We start from the raw sequence: 17,027 nt of genomic DNA on the forward strand, positions 1-17,027 counted from the left end.
TGCACCTGGAGTTCAATCAGCGTTCCACCCGCACCAGGTTGGCCTCGATGCCGGCACCGGCCAGGCGGCCCTGGGTGTCCTCGGCCGGCTCGCGGCTGTCGAACGGGCCCACCCGCACCCGGTAGACGGTGCGGCCCGATTGTTCGCGCTCGGTGATGCGGGCATCCAGCCCCAGCAGGGCCAGCTTGGCACGCTGGGCCTCGGCATCCTCGGTGCGGGCATAGGCGCCGGCCTGCACGAAGAACACCGTGCTGACCGCGCTGGCGCCCTTGGTGGCGGCCTTGGCGGCGCCGTCGGGCTGGCCAGCCAGGATGGCGGCGGGGTCGCGGGCGGCGCGGCTGGCCGCCGGCGCGGGGGCGCTGGCGGCGGCCCGGGCCACGGCGGCGGATGCGGCGGGCGCCGGCTGTGCCACCGCCGGGGCCGGCGTGCCCATCGGATTGGCCGCCGCGGCGGCGGCCGGCTGGCCTGGCGCGCTGGCGGCCTGCACCACGCCGCTGGCGGCCGGCACCGCAGGGCGGGCCGGGTTCTTGCCGGCCAGCGGTGCGTTCGGGTCCCAGTGCTTGTTCTTCTCGGCCTCGGCGGCGTCCTGCTCGGCAGTGCGCTGCGGCAGCTTGTCGATGAAGGGCACCGGCGTCTTGGTGACATACAGCGCCACCGCCAGCGCCACGCCCAGGCCCACCACCAGGCCGACCACCAGGCCGGTGATGAAGCCGCCGCGCACCAGGGGCTTCATGCGCCGGCCTCGGCGTCGGCCTCGCGGGCCATGGCGTCGGGGGCGCTCACGCCCATCATGCCCAGCGCATTGCGCAGCACCTGGCGGGTGGCGGCCAGCAGCGCCATGCGGGCGGCGGCCAGCGCCGGGTCGTCGATCAGGAAGCGCTCGGCCGCATACCAGCTGTGGAAGGCCGCGGCCAGGTCACGCAGGTAGAAGGCCACATCGTGCGGCGCGAAGTCGGCGGCGGCGCTGGCCAGCATGTCGGGGTAGGCGGCCAGCTTGCGCATCAGCGCGTCTTCGGTCGGCGCGGTCAGCAGCGCCAGGTCGACGCCGGCGGCCGAGGTGGTGTCCACGGTGCGGCCGGTGCGCGCGGAGTACTGCGCCAGCACCGAGCAGATGCGCGCATGGGCGTACTGCACGTAGAACACCGGGTTCTCGTCGTTGGCCTTCAGCGCCAGGTCGACGTCGAAGACGAACTCGGTGTCGGCCTTGCGGCTGATCAGGAAGAAGCGCACCGCGTCGCGGCTGGTCATCTCGATCAGGTCGCGCAGCGTGACATAGCTGCCGGCGCGCTTGCTGATCTTCACTTCCTGGCCACCCTTCATGACCATGACCATCTTGTTGAGCACGTAGTCGGGCCAGCCCTGCGGGATGCCCACGCCCGCGGCCTGCAGCCCGGCGCGCACCCGGGCGATGGTGCCGTGGTGGTCGCTGCCCTGGAAGTTGATGACCTTGTCGAAGCCGCGCGCCCACTTGTCGATGTGGTAGGCCACGTCGGGCACAAAGTAGGTGTAGCTGCCATCGGACTTGCGCATCACGCGGTCCTTGTCGTCGCCGTAGTCGGTCGACTTCAGCCACAGCGCGCCGTCCTGCTCGTAGGTCTTGCCGGCGGCGGCCAGCTTCTGCACCGTCTGCTCGACCTTGCCGCTGGCATACAGGCTGGATTCGAGGAAGTAGTTCTGGAACTGCACGCCGAAGGCCTGCAGGTCCAGGTCCTGCTCATGGCGCAGGTAGGCCACGGCGAACTGGCGGATGCCGTCCAGGTCGTCCGGATCGCCGCTGGCGGTGAACTGGCGGTCGTCGGCATGCACCGTCTTCTTCGCCAGGAAGTCGGCGGCGATGTCGGCGATGTAGTCGCCGTTGTAGGCGTTCTCGGGCCAGGCGGCGTCCCCGGGTTGCAGGCCGCGGATGCGTGCCTGGGTGCTGGCGGCCAGGGTGGCGATCTGCACGCCGGCGTCGTTGTAGTAGAACTCGCGGGTGACGCTCCAGCCCTGGCTTTCATACAGCCGGCACACCGCGTCGCCCAGCGCGCCCTGGCGGGCATGGCCCACATGCAGCGGGCCGGTGGGGTTGGCCGAGACGAACTCGCACATCAGCTTGCGGCCATGGGCCGGGCGCACACCGAACTGGTTGCCGGCGGCCAGCACCTCGGCCACCACCGCCTGCTTGGCAGCGGGCTTCAGGCGCAGGTTGATGAAGCCGGGGCCGGCGATCTCCAGCGCGTCCACCCACTGCGCCACCGCTGGCTGCGCCTGCAGCGCAGCAATCAGCGCGGCGGCCAGCTCGCGCGGGTTGCGCTTCTGCGCCTTGGCCAGGGCCATGGCCGCGGTGATGGCGAAATCACCATGCGCGGCCTGCTTGGGCAATTCGAAGGCCGGGCTGTAGGGCGTGCCGGGCGCCACCTGGGCCACGGCGTCGGCAAGGGCGGCGAGCAGGGCCTGTTTGGCTTGGATCATGGGCCGGCATTCTAAGTTGGGGGGTGTGGTTGGCCGCCCGGCTTCAGTTGGGGGTGCCAACGGCCGACAACCAGGGTGGACCTGCCGCCACCCATGTCATTCCGCCTGCCCTTCGCCGCCTCCGCTGCCCCCGACCTGCTGGAGGAGGCGGACGACCCCGGCCTGCCGCACCGCATCGGCAAGTACAACATCGTCTCGCGGCTGGGCGACGGCGCCACCAGCGAGGTGTTCCTGGCGGTCGACGGCTTCAACCACCGCAACGTGGCCATCAAGCGGGTGCGCCTGCCCACGGTCGGCGAGAGCGTGGAGAACCACTACCGCAGCCACTTCTTCGCCGCCGAGGCGGCGCTGGTGGGCAAGCTGCAGCACCCGAACGTGGTGCAGATCTACGACGCGGTGGACGACCCCGCCCAGCCCTACCTGGTGATGGAGTATGTGGCCGGCGTCACGCTGCGCCGCTACTGCCGGCCCGACAGCCTGCTGGCGCTGGACCAGATCGTCGAGATCGGCTTCAAGTGCGCGATGGCGCTGGCCTACGTGGCCCGCCATGGACTGATCCACCGCGATGTGAAGCCGGCCAACATCCTGGCGGTGGTCAAGGACGACCAGATCACCGACATCAAGATCACCGATTTCGGCAGCGTGTTCGACCAGACCAGCGACCGCACCCAGGTTTTCCGCGTCGGCTCGCTGGCCTACATGTCGCCCGAGCAGCTGGACGGCAGCACGCTGGACACCCGGGCCGACATGTACTCGCTGGCGGCGGTGCTCTACCACCTGGTCAGCGGCCGCCCACCCTTCGACGCGCCCAACCAGGTGGCGCTGATGCACCAGATCTACCATGCCGAGCCGGTGCCGCTGGCCGGCCTGCGCGAGGGCGTGCCGCCGCGCATGGATGCGCTGCTGCGCCAGGCGCTGGCCAAGCAGCCGGCCCAGCGGCCGGCCGACTGGGACAGCTTCGCGCGGGAATGGTCGCTGCTGGTGGCCAACGGGGAGGTGCCGGTGGGCCGACTGCAGGATGTGCTGGATTCGGAGCGCTTCAACCTGCTGCGCACGCTGGAGTTCTTCAGCGGCTTCGGCGAGGTGGAGCTGTGGGAGGTGGTGCACCGGGCGCAGTGGCTGCGCCACCGCTACGGCGCGGCGCTCTACCGCAAGGGCGACGAGGGCAACACCTTCCACATCATCGCCCAGGGCCGCATCGACGTGTACCGCGACGGCCAGCGCGTGGCCCAGCTGGGTGCCGGCACCTCGGTGGGCGAGATGGTCTACCTGGCGCCCAGCCCCGACCTGCGGGTGCACAGCGCCGACGTCATCGTGGCCGAGCCGGCCACCACCATCACCTTCACGCCCGACGCGGTGGAAGTGCTGAGCCCGGCCACCCGCCACCTGTTCGACGCCGCCTTCATCCGCGTGCTGGTGCGCCGGCTGCATGCCGCGCATGAGCAGCTGGCGCATCCGCGGCGCATTCTTTGACGCTCCGGCGGTGCACCGCCGCCAGCCTTGCCGCGTTGCCGGATTGCCGGTGCCCGGGGGCTCTGCTCCAATGACCCTCGGCCACCGCGCCATCCACCATCCGAGGACGAGGAGTACCCATGTTCAAGAAGATCACCGCCACGCTGGCAGCCCTGTTCCTGTGCGCCGGCCTGGCCCAGGCCGCCGACAGCTGCGACAAGCAGGCCGAAGACAAGAAGCTGGCCGGCGCCGCCAAGACCAGCTTCCTGAAGAAGTGCAATGCCGACAGCGCTGCCGCCTCGCCCGCGGCCGCAGCCTGCGACGCCGCTGCCGCCGAGAAGAAGCTGGCCGGTGCCGCCAAGGCCAGCTTCACCAAGAAGTGCGTGGCCGACGGCGGCCCGGCCGCTGCTGGCAAGCCCGATGCCGCTGCCGCCTGCGACAAGCAGGCCGCGGAGAAGAAGCTGGCCGGCGCCGCCAAGACCAGCTTCACCAAGAAGTGCGTCGCTGACGCCAAGGGCTGACCCCCTCTGGCCACGGCCTCGACGCCGCCTGCGGGCGGCGTCGTCGTTTCAGGCCGCGGCCTGTCGCCAGTAGCTGGCGTCGCCGTAGTGGTGTTTCAGGTAGTCGATCCACAGCCGCACCCGCAGCGGCAGGTGCTTGCGCTGCGGCAGCACCGCATAGATGCCGTTGGGCGGGGCGGCAAACGGCTCCAGCACCGGCACCAGCACGCCGGCGGCGATGTCGCCCTCCACCTCCCAGGTGCTGCGCCAGGCCAGCCCCAGGCCCTGGCGGCACCAGGCATGCAGCACCTGGCCGTCGCTGCAGTCGATGCGGCCGCTGGGCCGCAGGTGGGTGACGGCGCCGTCGACCTGGAAGGCCCAGCCGCGGGTCTGGCTGGCATCCGATGACAGCGTCAGGCATTCATGCCGGGCCAGCTCGTTCGGATGCTGCGGCGTGCCGGCGCGCTGCAGGTAGGCCGGCGCGGCCACGCACAGCCGGCGGTTGTCGGCCAGGCGGATGCTGATCAGGCTGCTGTCGGGCATGTCGCCCACCCGCACCGCGCAGTCGAAGCCCTCGTTGACGATGTCGACCACCCGGTCGCTGAGGTTCAGCGACAGGTGCACATCCGGGTGCCGCGCCAGGAAGCCCGGCATCAGCGGCGCCACATGCCGCCGGCCAAAGCCCGCCGGCGCGGTGATGCGCAACGCACCGCTGGCCTTCACGCCGCCGGCCGACACGCTGGCTTCGGCATTGGCCATGTCGGCCAGGATGCGCTGGCAGTCTTCCAGGAAGGCGCTGCCCTCGTGGGTGAGGCTGATGCGCCGGGTGGTGCGCAGCAGCAGCTTCACGCCCAGGCGCTCCTCCAGCGCGTCGATGCGCCGGCCCACCACCGCCGGCGCCACACCCTCGGCCTGCGCCGCGGCCGTCAGGCTGCCCTTGGCGGCCACGGATACGAACGATTCGATCTGCTTCAGGCGGTCCATGGCCGCAGATTAGCGATGATTCAGTCATGAATCAACCGGCGACCAAGGGAGATGCGGCCCGTCGATTCGTCACCGCCTGGTCATGAATCCTTGACCCGGGCCGCGCTTAATGGTGGTTCTGGTTCGTAATACAGTCCGGGCCATGCCGGACTCCGTGCCCCTGCCCACGCCTGAAGCGGTGCTGTTCGACGCCTACGGCACGCTGTTCGACGTCTACAGCGTCGGCCTGGCGGCCGAGCAGCTGTGGCCCGGCCGCGGCGACGCCCTGGCTCTGCTGTGGCGCGACAAGCAGATCGACTACACCCGGCTGTGCTCGATGAGCGGCCGCTACCGCCCGTTCTGGGACCTGACCCGCGCCGGCCTGCGCTTTGCCGCGCAGAAGCTGGGCCTGCCGCTGGACCGCGCCGCCGAAGACCGGCTGATGAACGAATACCGGCACCTCTCGGCCTTCCCCGAGAACCGCGAGGTGCTGCAGGCCCTGGCGGCGCGCGGCGTGCGCGCCGGCATCCTGAGCAACGGCGACCCCGACATGCTGGCCGTGGCGGTGAAGAGCGCCGGCCTGCAGGACTGGCTGAACCCGGTGCTCAGCGCCCACAGCGTGCAGCGCTTCAAGACCGATGCCGCCGTCTACCAGCTGGGCCCGCAGGCCCTGGGCCTGCCCGCCAAGAAGATCCTGTTCGTCTCCAGCAATGGCTGGGACGCCATCGGCGCCACCTGGTTCGGCTTCTTCACGCTGTGGGTGAACCGCGCCGGCGCGCCGCTGGAGCAGCTGGACACCACCCCCACCCGCACCGCCGGCAACCTGCGCGCGGTGCTCGATTTCTTTCCCGCTTCCTGACTTCCACCCTGGCATCCACCATGACCGCACGCACCACCATCCACCGCCTGCACGTGGCCAGCAATCTGGCCGACTTCATCAACAGCCGCGTGCTGCCCGGCACCGGCGTCGATCCGGCTGCCTTCTGGGCCGGCTTCGATGCCCTCGTGCACGACCTGGCGCCGAAGAACGCCGCCCTGCTGGCCGAGCGTGACCGTCTGCAGACGGCGATGGATGCCTGGCACACCAAGCACCCCGGCCCGATCAGGAACATGGCCCGCTACCAGGCCCACCTGGCCAAGATCGGCTACCTGGTGCCGGTGCCGGCCGACGTGAAGGTGAAGACCAAGAACGTCGACGCCGAACTGGCCCTGCAGGCCGGCCCGCAGCTGGTGGTGCCGATCACCAACGCCCGCTACGCGCTGAATGCCGCCAACGCCCGCTGGGGCAGCCTGTACGACGCGCTGTACGGCACCGACGCCCTGCCCGAGACCGACGGCGCCACCCGCACGGTGGACGGCAAGCCCGGCTACAACCCGGTGCGCGGCGCCCAGGTCATCGCCTATGCCCGCCATGTGCTCGACCGCACCGCGCCGCTGGCCAAGGCCTCGCACCTGGATGCCACCGGCTACGCCATCGTCGACGGCGCCCTGGCCGTGACGCTGAAGAACGGCAAGACCACCGGCCTGAAGAAGTCCAAGCAGCTGGTCGGTTGGCAGGGTGACGCCGCGGCGCCGTCCAGCGTGCTGCTGCAGCACAACGGCCTGCACCTGGACATCCGCATCGACCGCAAGACCCCCATCGGCGCCAGCGACGCTGCCGGCGTGTCCGACCTGGTGCTGGAATCGGCGCTGTCGACCATCCTCGACCTGGAAGACTCGGTGGCCGTGGTGGATGCCGACGACAAGGTGCTGGCCTACGGCAACTGGCTGGGCATCCTGCAGGGCACGCTGACCGAGCAGGTGGCCAAGGGCGGCACCACCTTCACCCGCGGCCTGAACCCCGACCGCGTCTACACCGCGCCGGGCGGCGGCACCGTCACGCTGCACGGCCGCAGCCTGATGTTCGTGCGCAACGTCGGCCACCTGATGAACAACCCGGCCATCCTGTGGGGGGACGGCCAGGAGATTCCGGAAGGGATCATGGACGCGGTGATCACCACCACCATCGCGCTGCATGACCTCCAGAAGCATGGTGCCAACGGCATCGTCAACTCGCGCAAGGGCTCGGTCTACATCGTCAAGCCCAAGATGCACGGGCCGGCCGAAGTGGCCTTCGCCAGCGAGCTGTTCGGCCGCGTGGAGAAGCTGCTGGGCCTGCCGCAGGCCACGGTCAAGCTGGGCATCATGGACGAGGAGCGCCGCACCAGCGTCAACCTCAAGGCCTGCATCGCCGCCGCCGCCGACCGCGTGGCCTTCATCAACACCGGCTTCCTCGACCGCACCGGCGACGAGATGCACACCGCCATGCTGGCCGGCCCGATGCTGCGCAAGGGCGACATGAAGACCACCCCGTGGATCCAGGCCTACGAGCGCAACAACGTGCTGGTGGGCCTGCAGTGCGGCCTGCGCGGCAAGGCGCAGATCGGCAAGGGCATGTGGGCCATGCCCGACCTGATGGCCGCCATGCTGCAGCAGAAGATCGCCCACCCCCGGGCCGGCGCCAACACCGCCTGGGTGCCCAGCCCCACGGCCGCCACGCTGCATGCGCTGCACTACCACCAGGTGGATGTGTTCGCGGTGCAGAAGGACCTGGAGAAGGTGGATGCCGATGCGGAGCGCGCCAGTCTGCTCGAAGGCCTGCTGACCGTGCCGGTGGCCAAGAAGCCGAAGTGGACCGACGCCGAGAAGCAGCAGGAGCTGGACAACAACGCCCAGGGCATCCTGGGCTACGTGGTGCGCTGGGTCGACCAGGGCGTGGGCTGCAGCAAGGTGCCCGACATCCACAACGTGGGCCTGATGGAAGACCGCGCCACGCTGCGCATCAGCAGCCAGCACATGGCCAACTGGCTGCACCACGGCGTCGTCGACAAGGCCCAGGTGCGCGCCACGCTCAAGCGCATGGCCAAGGTGGTGGACAAGCAGAACGCCGGCGATGCCGCCTACCGCAACATGGCCGGCAACTTGAAGGGCAGCGCCGCCTTCCAGGCCGCCAGCGACCTGGTCTTCAAGGGCATGGCCCAGCCCAGCGGCTACACCGAGCCGCTGCTGCACGCCTGGCGGCTGAAGGTCAAGGCTGGCGCCTGACGGCTGGGCCTGCGTCCATCGGCGCGCATGGGGACCCCCCCTAGTTCGATCGGCGCAGGCTAGACTCGCTCCCGGCTCCGCAGAGGGCTGACAACCGGGGGGATCTCCATGGAACGGACAGGACCGCCCAGCGCGGCATCAGGACGGGGCGCTTGACGTTGCCCGTTCCCCCTGCGCCCGAGAAGCCCTGGCTGGTGGCGCTCGGCGCATCGGCCGGCGGGCTGGAGGCGCTGCAGCGCTTCTTCGGCGCACTCGCGCCGCCCACCCAGGCGGCCTTCGTCGTCATCCAGCACCTGTCGCCCGACCACCGGTCGATGATGTCGGAGTTGCTGGCGCGCCACACGCCGCTGCCGGTGCGCGAGGCGGTGGCCGGCGAATCGCTGGAGGTGGACCACATCTACCTGATGCCCGCCGGCGTGCTGATGACCATCGAGCAGGAGCACCTGGTCTTCACGCCGCGGCCGCTGCGCGGCGTCTCGCTGCCCATCGACCTGTTCTTCCGCTCACTGGCCGGCGCCGGGGCCGAGCGCTGCATCGGCCTGGTGCTGTCGGGCTCGGGCTCGGACGGCGCCACCGGCGCGGTGGCGCTGCGCGCGGCCGGCGGCTATGTGATGGCGCAGACGCCCGAGACGGCCCGCTTCGACAGCATGCCGCGCAGCGTGATCACCGCCACCGGCGTCGATGCGGTGCTGCCGCCCGAGGAACTGGCCACCCAGGTGCTGGGCCTCACCCAGGGCCACGCCGGCCGCCTGACCAGCGGCGAGCTGGTGGCCACCCCACAGATCAAGCCGGCGCTGCAGCGGCTGTTCGACTGCCTGATGCAGCATGCCGGCGTCGACTTCAGCCACTACAAGCTGCCGACGATGATGCGGCGCATCGAGCGCCGCATGGCGGTGCAGGGCTGCGCCTCGGTCACCGACTATGCCGACCGGGTGGAGGTGATGCCCGACGAGTGCGAGGCCCTGCGCCGCGAGCTGCTGATCCCGGTGACCAGCTTCTTCCGCGACGAGGCGGCCTTCAACGCACTGCGCGCGCCGCTGCAAGCCCTGGTGCGCGACCTGCCCCAGGGCCAGACCCTGCGGCTGTGGAGCGCCGGCTGCGCCACCGGCGAGGAGGCCTACTCGCTGGCCATCGCCGCGCTGGAGGCCTGCGCCGCGGCCCAGCGCTGGCCCGGCATCAAGGTCTACGCCACCGACGTCGACCCCGGCGTGCTGGCCGTCGGCAGCACCGGCAGCTACCCGGTGGGCTCGGCCGACCACCTGACGCCCGAGCGCCAGGCGCAGTGGTTCAACCTGCAGGACGAGCGCCTGGTGGTCAAGCCCGAGCTGCGGCAGATGGTGCTGTTTGCCCGCCACAACCTGCTGGAGGACGCACCCTTCACCCGCATGGACGCGGTGGTCTGCCGCAACACGCTGATCTACTTCCAGGCCGATGCGCAGGAGCGGGTGATGCGCCGCCTGCAGTACGCGCTGAACCAGCAGGGCCTGCTGTTCCTGGGCGGCAGTGAATCGCTGGGCGCGCTGCAGGCCGATTTCCAGGCGCTGGACACGGCGCACAAGGTCTACCGGCTGGTGCGGCCGGTGCTCACCGCGCTGGCGGTGCGCGACGGCTTCGGCCGCTCCAGCGTGTCGCTGCGCGGGCGCAGCCCGGTGCGCAGCCATGCCCCGGCCGAAGGCCCGCGCCTGGTCGACACCGCGGTGCGCCAGCTGGTGCAGGCCTATGCGCCGCTGACGCTGCTGGTCACCGCCCAGCGCCAGCTGCTGCATGCCTGGGGCCCGACGCAGCGTTTCCTGCGCATGCCCGAGGGCGAGCCGCAGCTCGATGTCATCCGCCTGCTGCCGCCACGGCTGGGCGCGGTGGCCAGCCATGCGCTGCATGTGGCGCTGCGCAGCCGCAGCCAGCACATCTCGCCGGTGCTGCACCTCGACATGGATGGCGTGTCGCAGCCGCTGCGGGTGGTGGCCCGCCCGCTGGCCACCGACGACGAGCGCGAGCCCTGCGTGCTGCTCAGCATCGAGGAGACCGCCGTCGGCGCCACCGTGGGCGATGCGCCGCTGACCGAGCGCGAGGTCGACCGCATGGCCGAGCTGGAGCGCGAGCTGGCCGAGGTGCGCACCAGCCTGCAGACCAGCATCGAGGAGCTGGAGGCCGCCAACGAGGAGCTGCAGGCCACCAACGAGGAGTTGATGTCCTCCAACGAGGAACTGCAGAGCACCAACGAGGAGCTGCAGTCGGTCAACGAGGAGCTGTACACCGTCAACGCCGAGTACAACGCCAAGCTCGATGCGGTCAGTGCACTCAATGCCGACCTGGACGGCATGTCCCAGGCCACCGGCATCGCGACGCTGTTCATCGACGCGCAGCAGCAGCTGGTGCGCTTCACGCCCGAGGCGGCGGCGCTGTTCCGCCTGCGGCCCAGCGACATCGGCCGGGCGATCGGCAACTTCAACAACCCGCTGGACTACCCCGAGATGCAGGCCGACCTGCGTGCCGTGCTGGCCGGTGGCCCGCCGGTGGAGCGCGAGCTGCATGGCGGCGGGAGCAGCGGCTACCTGGTGCGGGTGCTGGGCTATGGCGAGCGGTCCGGCGTGCCACGGCGGGCGGTGCTGACGCTGATCGACGTCTCCCGCCTGCGCGACGCGCGGCGGCTGCAGGCGGTGATCGACTCCCTGCCCGAGCATGTGGCCGTGCTGGACGTGCACGGCACGGTGCGCCAGGTCAACCATGCCTGGCATGCCTTCGCCGACGACAACGGCTTCGGCAGCGGCGGCCCCCAGCCCGACGGCCCGGTGGGCGTGGGTGCCAACTACCTGGCCGTGCTGGCCCGCGCCACCACGCCCGACGCGCTGGACGTGCTGCGCGGCCTGCAGCAGGTGCTGGCCGGCCGCAGCGACCACTACCGCGTCACCTACCCCTGCCACAGCCCGACCGCGCAGCGCTGGTTCGTGATGAACGCGGCGGCCCTGCGCGGCAGCGAGCAGGGCGCGGTGGTCAGCCACTTCGACATCACGCCCTGGCATGCCCAGATGACCCAGCCTGACGAGGTGGCCGGTGGCTGAACACCGCCCGCTCGTGGCCAGGCCGGGCGGGGCGCCACCCCCGCCCCAGGACGCCGCACCCACACCCGCTGCCGCCGACCAGACCGCGCGCCAGAACCTGCTGCTGACCCAGGCGCTGGATGCAGTGCAGGCCGGCGACCTGGAGGCGGCGGCCGAGATGCTGCGCAGCGACAACGGCGCGCCGCTGACGCTGGGCCAGGTGTTCCGCCTCTACCAGACCGAGCTGGAGACCCAGAGCCAGCAGCTGCGCGAGAGCCAGCTGCGCACCGAGCAGACGCTGGACTGGTTCGCCAACCTGTTCCGCACCCTGCCCGTGGCGGCGCTGCTGGTCGACCGCATGGGCATGATCATCGATGCCAACGCCATGGCGCTGGACGAGCTGGACCTGCGCGAGGCCTTGCGCATCCTGCCGGTGCCGCTGCGCCGGCTGACCGCCCATGCCGAGGGCGAGCTGCGCCTGGCCGCGCTGCTGCCCACGGTGACGCCCGAGCACACCGGCGTGCTGGACGACATGGCGCTGCGCACGATGAAGGGCCGCGCCCGCTGGGCCGACCTGCGCATCACCCAGGTGCCCGCGCGCGAGACCGGGGGTGTCAGCCCGCTGTACCTGTGCGTGCTGAACGACCGCACGGCCTGGGTGGAGGCCCAGCGTGCGCGTGAATCCGCCGCCCTGGCCGAGCACCAGCGCGACCTGGCCCAGTCGGCCAGCCAAGCCAAGACCCAGCTGCTGTCGCGCGTCAGCCATGAGCTGCGCACGCCGCTGAACGCGGTGATCGGCTTCTCGCAGGTGCTGCTGTTGCGCCATGGTGAGCTGCCCGACGACAGCCGCCGCCAGGTGGCGCTGATCCAGGAAGCCGGCCAGCACCTGCTGGCACTGGTCGACGAGGTGCTGCAGATCAACCGCGCCGAGGCCGGCCACATGCTGCTGGACACCCAGGCGGTGTCGCTGATGGACCAGGCCCGCCAGGTGCTGGCGCTGCAGCAGCCGATGGTCGACGATCTGGGCCTGCAGTGCACGCTGGACGGCCCGGCCACCGGCCAGCCGGAGCTGATGGCCCTGGCCGACCCGCGCCGCGTGCGCGAGGTGCTGACCAACCTGCTGAGCAACGCCATCAAGTACAACCGCCACGGCGGCTGGGTGCGCCTGCTGCATGGCCACGATGCCCACCATGTCTGGCTGGCGGTCAGCGACAGCGGCATCGGCATGACCAGCCAGCAGCTGGCCCACCTGTTCGAACCGTTCAACCGTCTGGGCGCCGACCGCCTGCCGGTGGTGGGCCACGGCCTGGGCCTGAGCATCGCCCGCACCCTCACCCATGCCATGGGCGGCACGCTGCAGGTGGAATCGGTGCCCGGCGAGGGCAGCCGCTTCCGGCTGGTGCTGCCGCGCTGGGACGCGCCGCCGCGGCCGCCGGCCTGAGCCGCCCGCGGGTTGTGCGCGCTGCGGCGATCAGGTGGGCGTGGGCACGCCGGCCATGCGGTCGTGCTTCAGGAAGAAGGCCCGCGCCAGTGCCACCAGCTGGTTGTCGCTGGGGTGGTCCACCGTCTCGTAGCCGGCGATCTGCGCGGCCAGCGCCGGGCGGTGCTTGTCGACGTAGTGCCGGAAGTCGGCCTGCGCGGTGTGGGAGCCGGTCACCAGCACCTCGGTGATGCCGGCCAGCGCATCGCAGACCTCGCCGAAGAACTCGTGCTCCGCCCGCACCGCACTGCCGTGCTGCTTGGTCGGGTGGTTGTGCGCCTTCAGCGATTGGGCGACGACCTGGGTGGCGTCGAACTGCAGCAGCTGGGCGGTGTGGTGGTCGATGCGGACGACGGCGTGGAAGAGGGTCATGTCGGTGCCTGACGGTGGGAGAAGGGAAACAACGGGGGACGGGGCGGGGCGGGCGGCGTGGCGCCGGTCTGTTGCCATCGTGGCACCCGGGGCCTGGCCTGGCGTTGATGCCGGTCAAGCCGCACCACGCTGCCTACAATCGGCACGATCTCTGCACCGCATGCCCTGATGAACCTGCCCGCCCTGCCTCCGTCCACCTGCGATGTGCTGGTGGTGGGCGCCGGCCCCGCCGGCAGCGCCTGCGCCCAGTGGCTGGCGCGCCAGGGCTTGCAGGTGGTGCTGGTCGACCAGCATGACTTCCCGCGCGACAAGGTCTGCGGCGACGGCCTGATCCCCGATGCCCACCACGCGCTGCAACGCCTGGGCGTGCTGGCCGAGGTGATGGCCCAGGCCCAGCCGGCCAGCCATGTGGGCTGCATCGGCGGCCTGGGGGGCCGGGTGGATGTGCCCGGCCAGCTGGCCGTGCTGCCACGCAGGCAGCTCGACGACATCCTCAAGCGCGCCGCCGAGCGGGCCGGCGCGCGGTTCTTCGCGCCCTGGCGTTTCGAGGCGCCGCTGCTGGACGGCGAGGGCGACGCCGCCCCGGTGGTGGGCGCGCGGTTGAAGTCGACCACCGCCGGCTTGCACGAGGTGCGCGCCCGCTGGGTGGTGCTGGCCACCGGCGCGGTGCCGCGGGCGCTGATGGCCGCCGGCCTGTGCACCCGCCACACGCCCAGCGGCGTGGCCCTGCGCGGCTATGTGCACCATCCCGGTCTGGTGGGCCGGGTGACGGCGCTGGAGGTGGTCTGGCACAAGCAGTTGCGCAAGGGCTACGGCTGGATCTTTCCCTGCCCGGGCGGCATGTTCAACATCGGCGTGGGCCTGGCCCACAGCCATGGCCGCCAGGTGGCCGGCCGCGCCACGATGGAAGACGTGAACCTGCGCGAGATGATGGCCGCCTTCGGCCGCATCCATGCGCCCGCCGGCGAGTTGCTGGCCCATGGCACGTCGCAGGGCGACTGGAAGGGCGCGCCGCTGCGCTGCTCGCTGGAAGGCGCGCGCTTCAGCCGCGCCGGCCTGCTGGTCACCGGCGAGGCAGCCGGCAGCACCTACGCCTTCACCGGCGAGGGCATCGGCAAGGCCATGGAGACCGGCATCCTGGCCGCCGAGGCCCTGCTGGCCGGCGCGGCCGAGCCGGAGGCCGCCACCCGCGCCCGCTACGAGGCCACGCTGGCGGCGCTGAAGCCGCGCTTCGACCTCTACGAGCGTGCCAACAAGGTCAACGACCACCCCTGGCTGGCGGACCTGCTGATCTGGCGCGCCAACCGCAGCCCGCGCATCCTGCAGCGCATGGCCGGCGTGCTGGAGGAAACCGGCAACCCCGGCAACCTGGTGTCGCTGCGCGGCCTGACACGGCTGTTCCTTCCGATCCGCTGACCACGGCCCGTCCTGCCATGTGCCAGCTGCTGGGGATGAACGCCAACACGCCGACCGACGTGATGTTCTCCTTCGCCGGCCTGGCCACCCGCGCCGACGAGCACAAGGACGGCTTCGGCATCGCCTTCTTCGAAGACCCGGGCCTGCGGCTGTTCGTCGACCACCACAGCGCGCGGCAGTCGCCGGTGGCCGAGCTGGTCAAGCGCTACCCCATCCGCAGCGGCAATGTCATCGCCCACATCCGCAAGGCCACCCAGGGCAAGGTGGCGCTGCAGAACACCCACCCCTTCATGCGCGAGCTGTGGGGCCGCTACTGGGTGATGGCGCACAACGGCGACCTGAAAGGTTTCCAGCCGCGGCTGCACGGCAGCTTCCGCCCGGTGGGCGGCACCGACAGCGAGCTGGCCTTCTGCTGGCTGATGCAGGAGCTGGCCAAGGCCCATGCCAGCGTGCCGCCCATCGACGAGCTGACCCGCACCCTGGCCGAGCTGCTGCCCATCCCGGCGCGCCACGGCACCTTCAATTGCCTGCTGAGCAATGGCCAGGCGCTGTGGGCCCACTGCAGCACCCACCTGCACTGGCTGCACCGGGCCCACCCCTTCGGCGCGGCGCATCTGGCCGACGAGGACCTGAGCGTCGACTTCGGCCCGCTGACCACCCCCGGCGACCGCGTGGCCCTGGTGGCCACCCAGCCGCTGACCACCGGCGAGCCCTGGGTGGCGATGGGGACGGGGGAGCTGCGGGTGTTCGTCGACGGGAAGGCCGTCTGAGCGGCTGTGTCCAGCGCCGGCTTCAGCGGGCCGTGCGCTGCAGCGCGCCGACCCAACTTGGTGGATTGACCAGCGGGCTGGTGGCCCTGGGGTGCACGTACTCCTGCCGCGGCGTCAGGCGCCCGGCCAGGTCAGCATCCGCCACGGGGCTGTAGGCCAGGTCGTCGCCAGGGCGGTGCAGGCTGTAGTCGAACCGGCTGGGTTGCGTCAGCGCCGTCGCATCCACCTGCTTGTCGCCCCGGCGTTCCAGCCTGGCCTTGCTGCGCAGCGTCCCGGGGCCGACGTACAGATTGTTCGTCGACAGGACGCGGTCTGCGCCGGCGGCGACCGCCAGAAAGACGCCGCCGTCCGGATCGTCGTTGACGATGGTGTTGCTGGCCAGGTACAGCGCACTCCCGGGCCAGGTGTAGCCCTCGGCGCCCATCGAGACCATGGTGCCGTTCTCGGTGCCGGCCTGCTGCTGGATCAGGTTGCCCACGACGACGGCCTCGCCGCCGTTGGGAAACTCCAGCTCATAGGAGGCGCGGCCGCCCGGCTCATCCGTCAGGCGGTTGTAGGCGATGGTGTTGTGGCGCGCACGGCTCTTGATGAGGTGGCCGACGCCGGCATGGTGAAAGTAGCTGCCCCGCACCGTCAGCGCAGCGATGCTGCCCACATACAGGTTGTGGCCCCAGCGCCCCGGCACGCGGCTGTAGGCGAACTCGCTCGCCTCGATGGTCAGCGTCGCGTCCGCCATGGTCTCCCTGCCGCCGGTCAGCAACCCCATCTGGTTGCCCCAGAACAGGCAGCCGCGCAGCCGCAGCTGGCCGCCCTCGAACCGGATGCCGGCACCGTTCTGGTCCTCGGCCGTCGCGCCGATGAAGTCGATGTTCGAGATGTCGAAGACGCCGTTGCGGATCACCCAGATCGCCTTGCCCTCGGCCACACGACCATCGGCGTGGAGACGGGCCGCACCGTTCACGCCGCGGATGGTCAGGCGCCGTTGTGGCCAGACGGTCACATCCTGGCGGTAGTCGCCGGCCTCGATCTCGACCACATCGCCGTCACCGGCAACCTTGGCAGCGTCGGCGATGCGCCGCAGCGGACCCGTGGGCGACACACGCCAGACGCGGGCACCCGGGGCCGCGGGTTCCGGTGGCGCTGTCTCGCCGTGCGTGCGCCTGGGCGGCGGGGCGGGGACCGCCATCGGCAGGCAGCTGCGCGCCTGCGCCGCGGGCGCATCCAGTGCACCGCGGATCCAGTTCATCACCGGCTGCGCGACCGACGCCAGCACCGGGTGGCATGCCAGACGCCGGTCCACGCCGCCCAGCATCTGATCCAGAGTTTTTTCCGAGTGCTGGTATCCCTGGTGCAGCAGCAGCAGCGCGGCGCCTGACAATGACAGCACCAAGGCGAGCACCCACAACCTGATCAGGCCTCTGCACCGCCGGACCGGACGCCTGAGCTTGGGCAGGTGGGCGTTGGTCACGAGTTCGGTGCTGTGGTTACCGTGGTGCCTGCA

13 protein-coding genes are annotated in these 17,027 nt (G+C 71.1%); 8 read left to right on the forward strand and 5 right to left on the reverse strand.

The annotated features are described in order from the left end of the window. Positions 1-16: 16 nt before the first annotated feature. Together FFT10_RS18335 and argS are read right to left on the reverse strand one after the other, a co-directional pair. Positions 17-733, reverse strand: coding sequence for an SPOR domain-containing protein (locus FFT10_RS18335; protein ID WP_137734310.1), 717 nt, complete (start codon positions 731-733; stop codon positions 17-19). After that, on the reverse strand, positions 730-2,451 hold the full coding sequence (gene argS / locus FFT10_RS18340) for an arginine--tRNA ligase (protein ID WP_137734311.1): 1,722 nt from the start codon (positions 2,449-2,451) through the stop codon (positions 730-732). The genes FFT10_RS18335 and argS overlap by 4 nt, the downstream gene beginning before the upstream one ends. 93 nt (positions 2,452-2,544) lie before the next feature. Here argS and FFT10_RS18345 point away from each other — a divergent pair, with 93 nt between their 5' ends. Both FFT10_RS18345 and FFT10_RS18350 read left to right on the forward strand, forming a co-directional pair. Continuing rightward, positions 2,545-3,924, forward strand: a complete 1,380-nt coding sequence (locus tag FFT10_RS18345; protein ID WP_137734312.1) for a protein kinase domain-containing protein — start codon at positions 2,545-2,547, stop codon at positions 3,922-3,924. A 119-nt stretch (positions 3,925-4,043) separates the two neighbouring features. Further along, entirely contained in the window at positions 4,044-4,424 is a 381-nt protein-coding gene (locus FFT10_RS18350; RefSeq protein ID WP_137734313.1) for a hypothetical protein, read from the forward strand. A gap of 48 nt (positions 4,425-4,472) precedes the next feature. Here FFT10_RS18350 and FFT10_RS18355 read toward each other — a convergent pair whose 3' ends face one another. After that, on the reverse strand, positions 4,473-5,387 hold the full coding sequence (locus FFT10_RS18355) for a LysR family transcriptional regulator (protein WP_137734314.1): 915 nt from the start codon (positions 5,385-5,387) through the stop codon (positions 4,473-4,475). Positions 5,388-5,529: 142 nt separating this feature from the next. On the opposite strand from FFT10_RS18355, the gene FFT10_RS18360 reads away from it, so the two are divergent. The 4 genes from FFT10_RS18360 (at position 5,530) to FFT10_RS18375 (ending at position 12,929) form a co-directional block, all read left to right on the forward strand. After that, on the forward strand, positions 5,530-6,225 hold the full coding sequence (locus FFT10_RS18360) for a haloacid dehalogenase type II (RefSeq protein WP_137734315.1): 696 nt from the start codon (positions 5,530-5,532) through the stop codon (positions 6,223-6,225). Between the two features lie 20 nt (positions 6,226-6,245). Beyond that, complete coding sequence (locus FFT10_RS18365; RefSeq protein ID WP_137734316.1) at positions 6,246-8,450, forward strand: malate synthase G; 2,205 nt, start codon at positions 6,246-6,248, stop codon at positions 8,448-8,450. 152 nt (positions 8,451-8,602) lie between these two features. After that, on the forward strand, positions 8,603-11,509 hold the full coding sequence (locus FFT10_RS18370) for a chemotaxis protein CheB (RefSeq protein ID WP_137734317.1): 2,907 nt from the start codon (positions 8,603-8,605) through the stop codon (positions 11,507-11,509). Beyond that, a complete protein-coding gene (locus tag FFT10_RS18375; RefSeq protein WP_137734318.1) occupies positions 11,502-12,929 on the forward strand; it encodes a sensor histidine kinase in 1,428 nt (475 codons plus the stop codon). Before FFT10_RS18370 ends, FFT10_RS18375 begins: the two co-directional genes overlap by 8 nt. A gap of 30 nt (positions 12,930-12,959) precedes the next feature. Here the strand turns inward: FFT10_RS18375 and FFT10_RS18380 are convergent, their stop codons facing one another. Next, positions 12,960-13,340, reverse strand: a complete 381-nt coding sequence (locus tag FFT10_RS18380; RefSeq protein WP_137734319.1) for a hypothetical protein — start codon at positions 13,338-13,340, stop codon at positions 12,960-12,962. Positions 13,341-13,508: 168 nt separating this feature from the next. Between FFT10_RS18380 and FFT10_RS18385 the strand changes: the two genes are divergently transcribed. After that, positions 13,509-14,756: an NAD(P)/FAD-dependent oxidoreductase gene (locus FFT10_RS18385; protein ID WP_137734320.1), complete on the forward strand. Its 1,248-nt coding sequence runs from the start codon at positions 13,509-13,511 to the stop codon at positions 14,754-14,756. 17 nt (positions 14,757-14,773) lie between these two features. Then, positions 14,774-15,526, forward strand: coding sequence for a class II glutamine amidotransferase (locus tag FFT10_RS18390; protein WP_137734321.1), 753 nt, complete (start codon positions 14,774-14,776; stop codon positions 15,524-15,526). 22 nt (positions 15,527-15,548) lie between these two features. Here FFT10_RS18390 and FFT10_RS18395 read toward each other — a convergent pair whose 3' ends face one another. Further along, positions 15,549-16,994, reverse strand: coding sequence for a right-handed parallel beta-helix repeat-containing protein (locus tag FFT10_RS18395; RefSeq protein WP_137734322.1), 1,446 nt, complete (start codon positions 16,992-16,994; stop codon positions 15,549-15,551). Between the last annotated feature and the right edge of the window lie 33 nt (positions 16,995-17,027).

Origin of the sequence: Pseudaquabacterium pictum (genome assembly GCF_005403045.1) — a bacterium.
In the GTDB taxonomy this organism is placed as follows: Bacteria; Pseudomonadota; Gammaproteobacteria; order Burkholderiales; family Burkholderiaceae_C; genus Pseudaquabacterium; species Pseudaquabacterium pictum.

Bases quoted from the DNA above. Each gene is read 5' to 3' on its own strand.
- FFT10_RS18345 (WP_137734312.1), top strand. From the start codon at position 2,545: ATGTCATTCCGCCTGCCCTTCGCCGCCTCCGCTGCCCCCGACCTGCTG.
- FFT10_RS18365 (WP_137734316.1), top strand. From the start codon at position 6,246: ATGACCGCACGCACCACCATCCACCGCCTGCACGTGGCCAGCAATCTG.
- FFT10_RS18390 (WP_137734321.1), top strand. From the start codon at position 14,774: ATGTGCCAGCTGCTGGGGATGAACGCCAACACGCCGACCGACGTGATG.
- FFT10_RS18385 (WP_137734320.1), top strand. From the start codon at position 13,509: ATGAACCTGCCCGCCCTGCCTCCGTCCACCTGCGATGTGCTGGTGGTG.
- FFT10_RS18335 (WP_137734310.1), bottom strand. From the start codon at position 733: ATGAAGCCCCTGGTGCGCGGCGGCTTCATCACCGGCCTGGTGGTCGGC.
- FFT10_RS18360 (WP_137734315.1), top strand. From the start codon at position 5,530: ATGCCGGACTCCGTGCCCCTGCCCACGCCTGAAGCGGTGCTGTTCGAC.
- FFT10_RS18355 (WP_137734314.1), bottom strand. From the start codon at position 5,387: ATGGACCGCCTGAAGCAGATCGAATCGTTCGTATCCGTGGCCGCCAAG.
- FFT10_RS18350 (WP_137734313.1), top strand. From the start codon at position 4,044: ATGTTCAAGAAGATCACCGCCACGCTGGCAGCCCTGTTCCTGTGCGCC.
- FFT10_RS18380 (WP_137734319.1), bottom strand. From the start codon at position 13,340: ATGACCCTCTTCCACGCCGTCGTCCGCATCGACCACCACACCGCCCAG.
- argS (WP_137734311.1), bottom strand. From the start codon at position 2,451: ATGATCCAAGCCAAACAGGCCCTGCTCGCCGCCCTTGCCGACGCCGTG.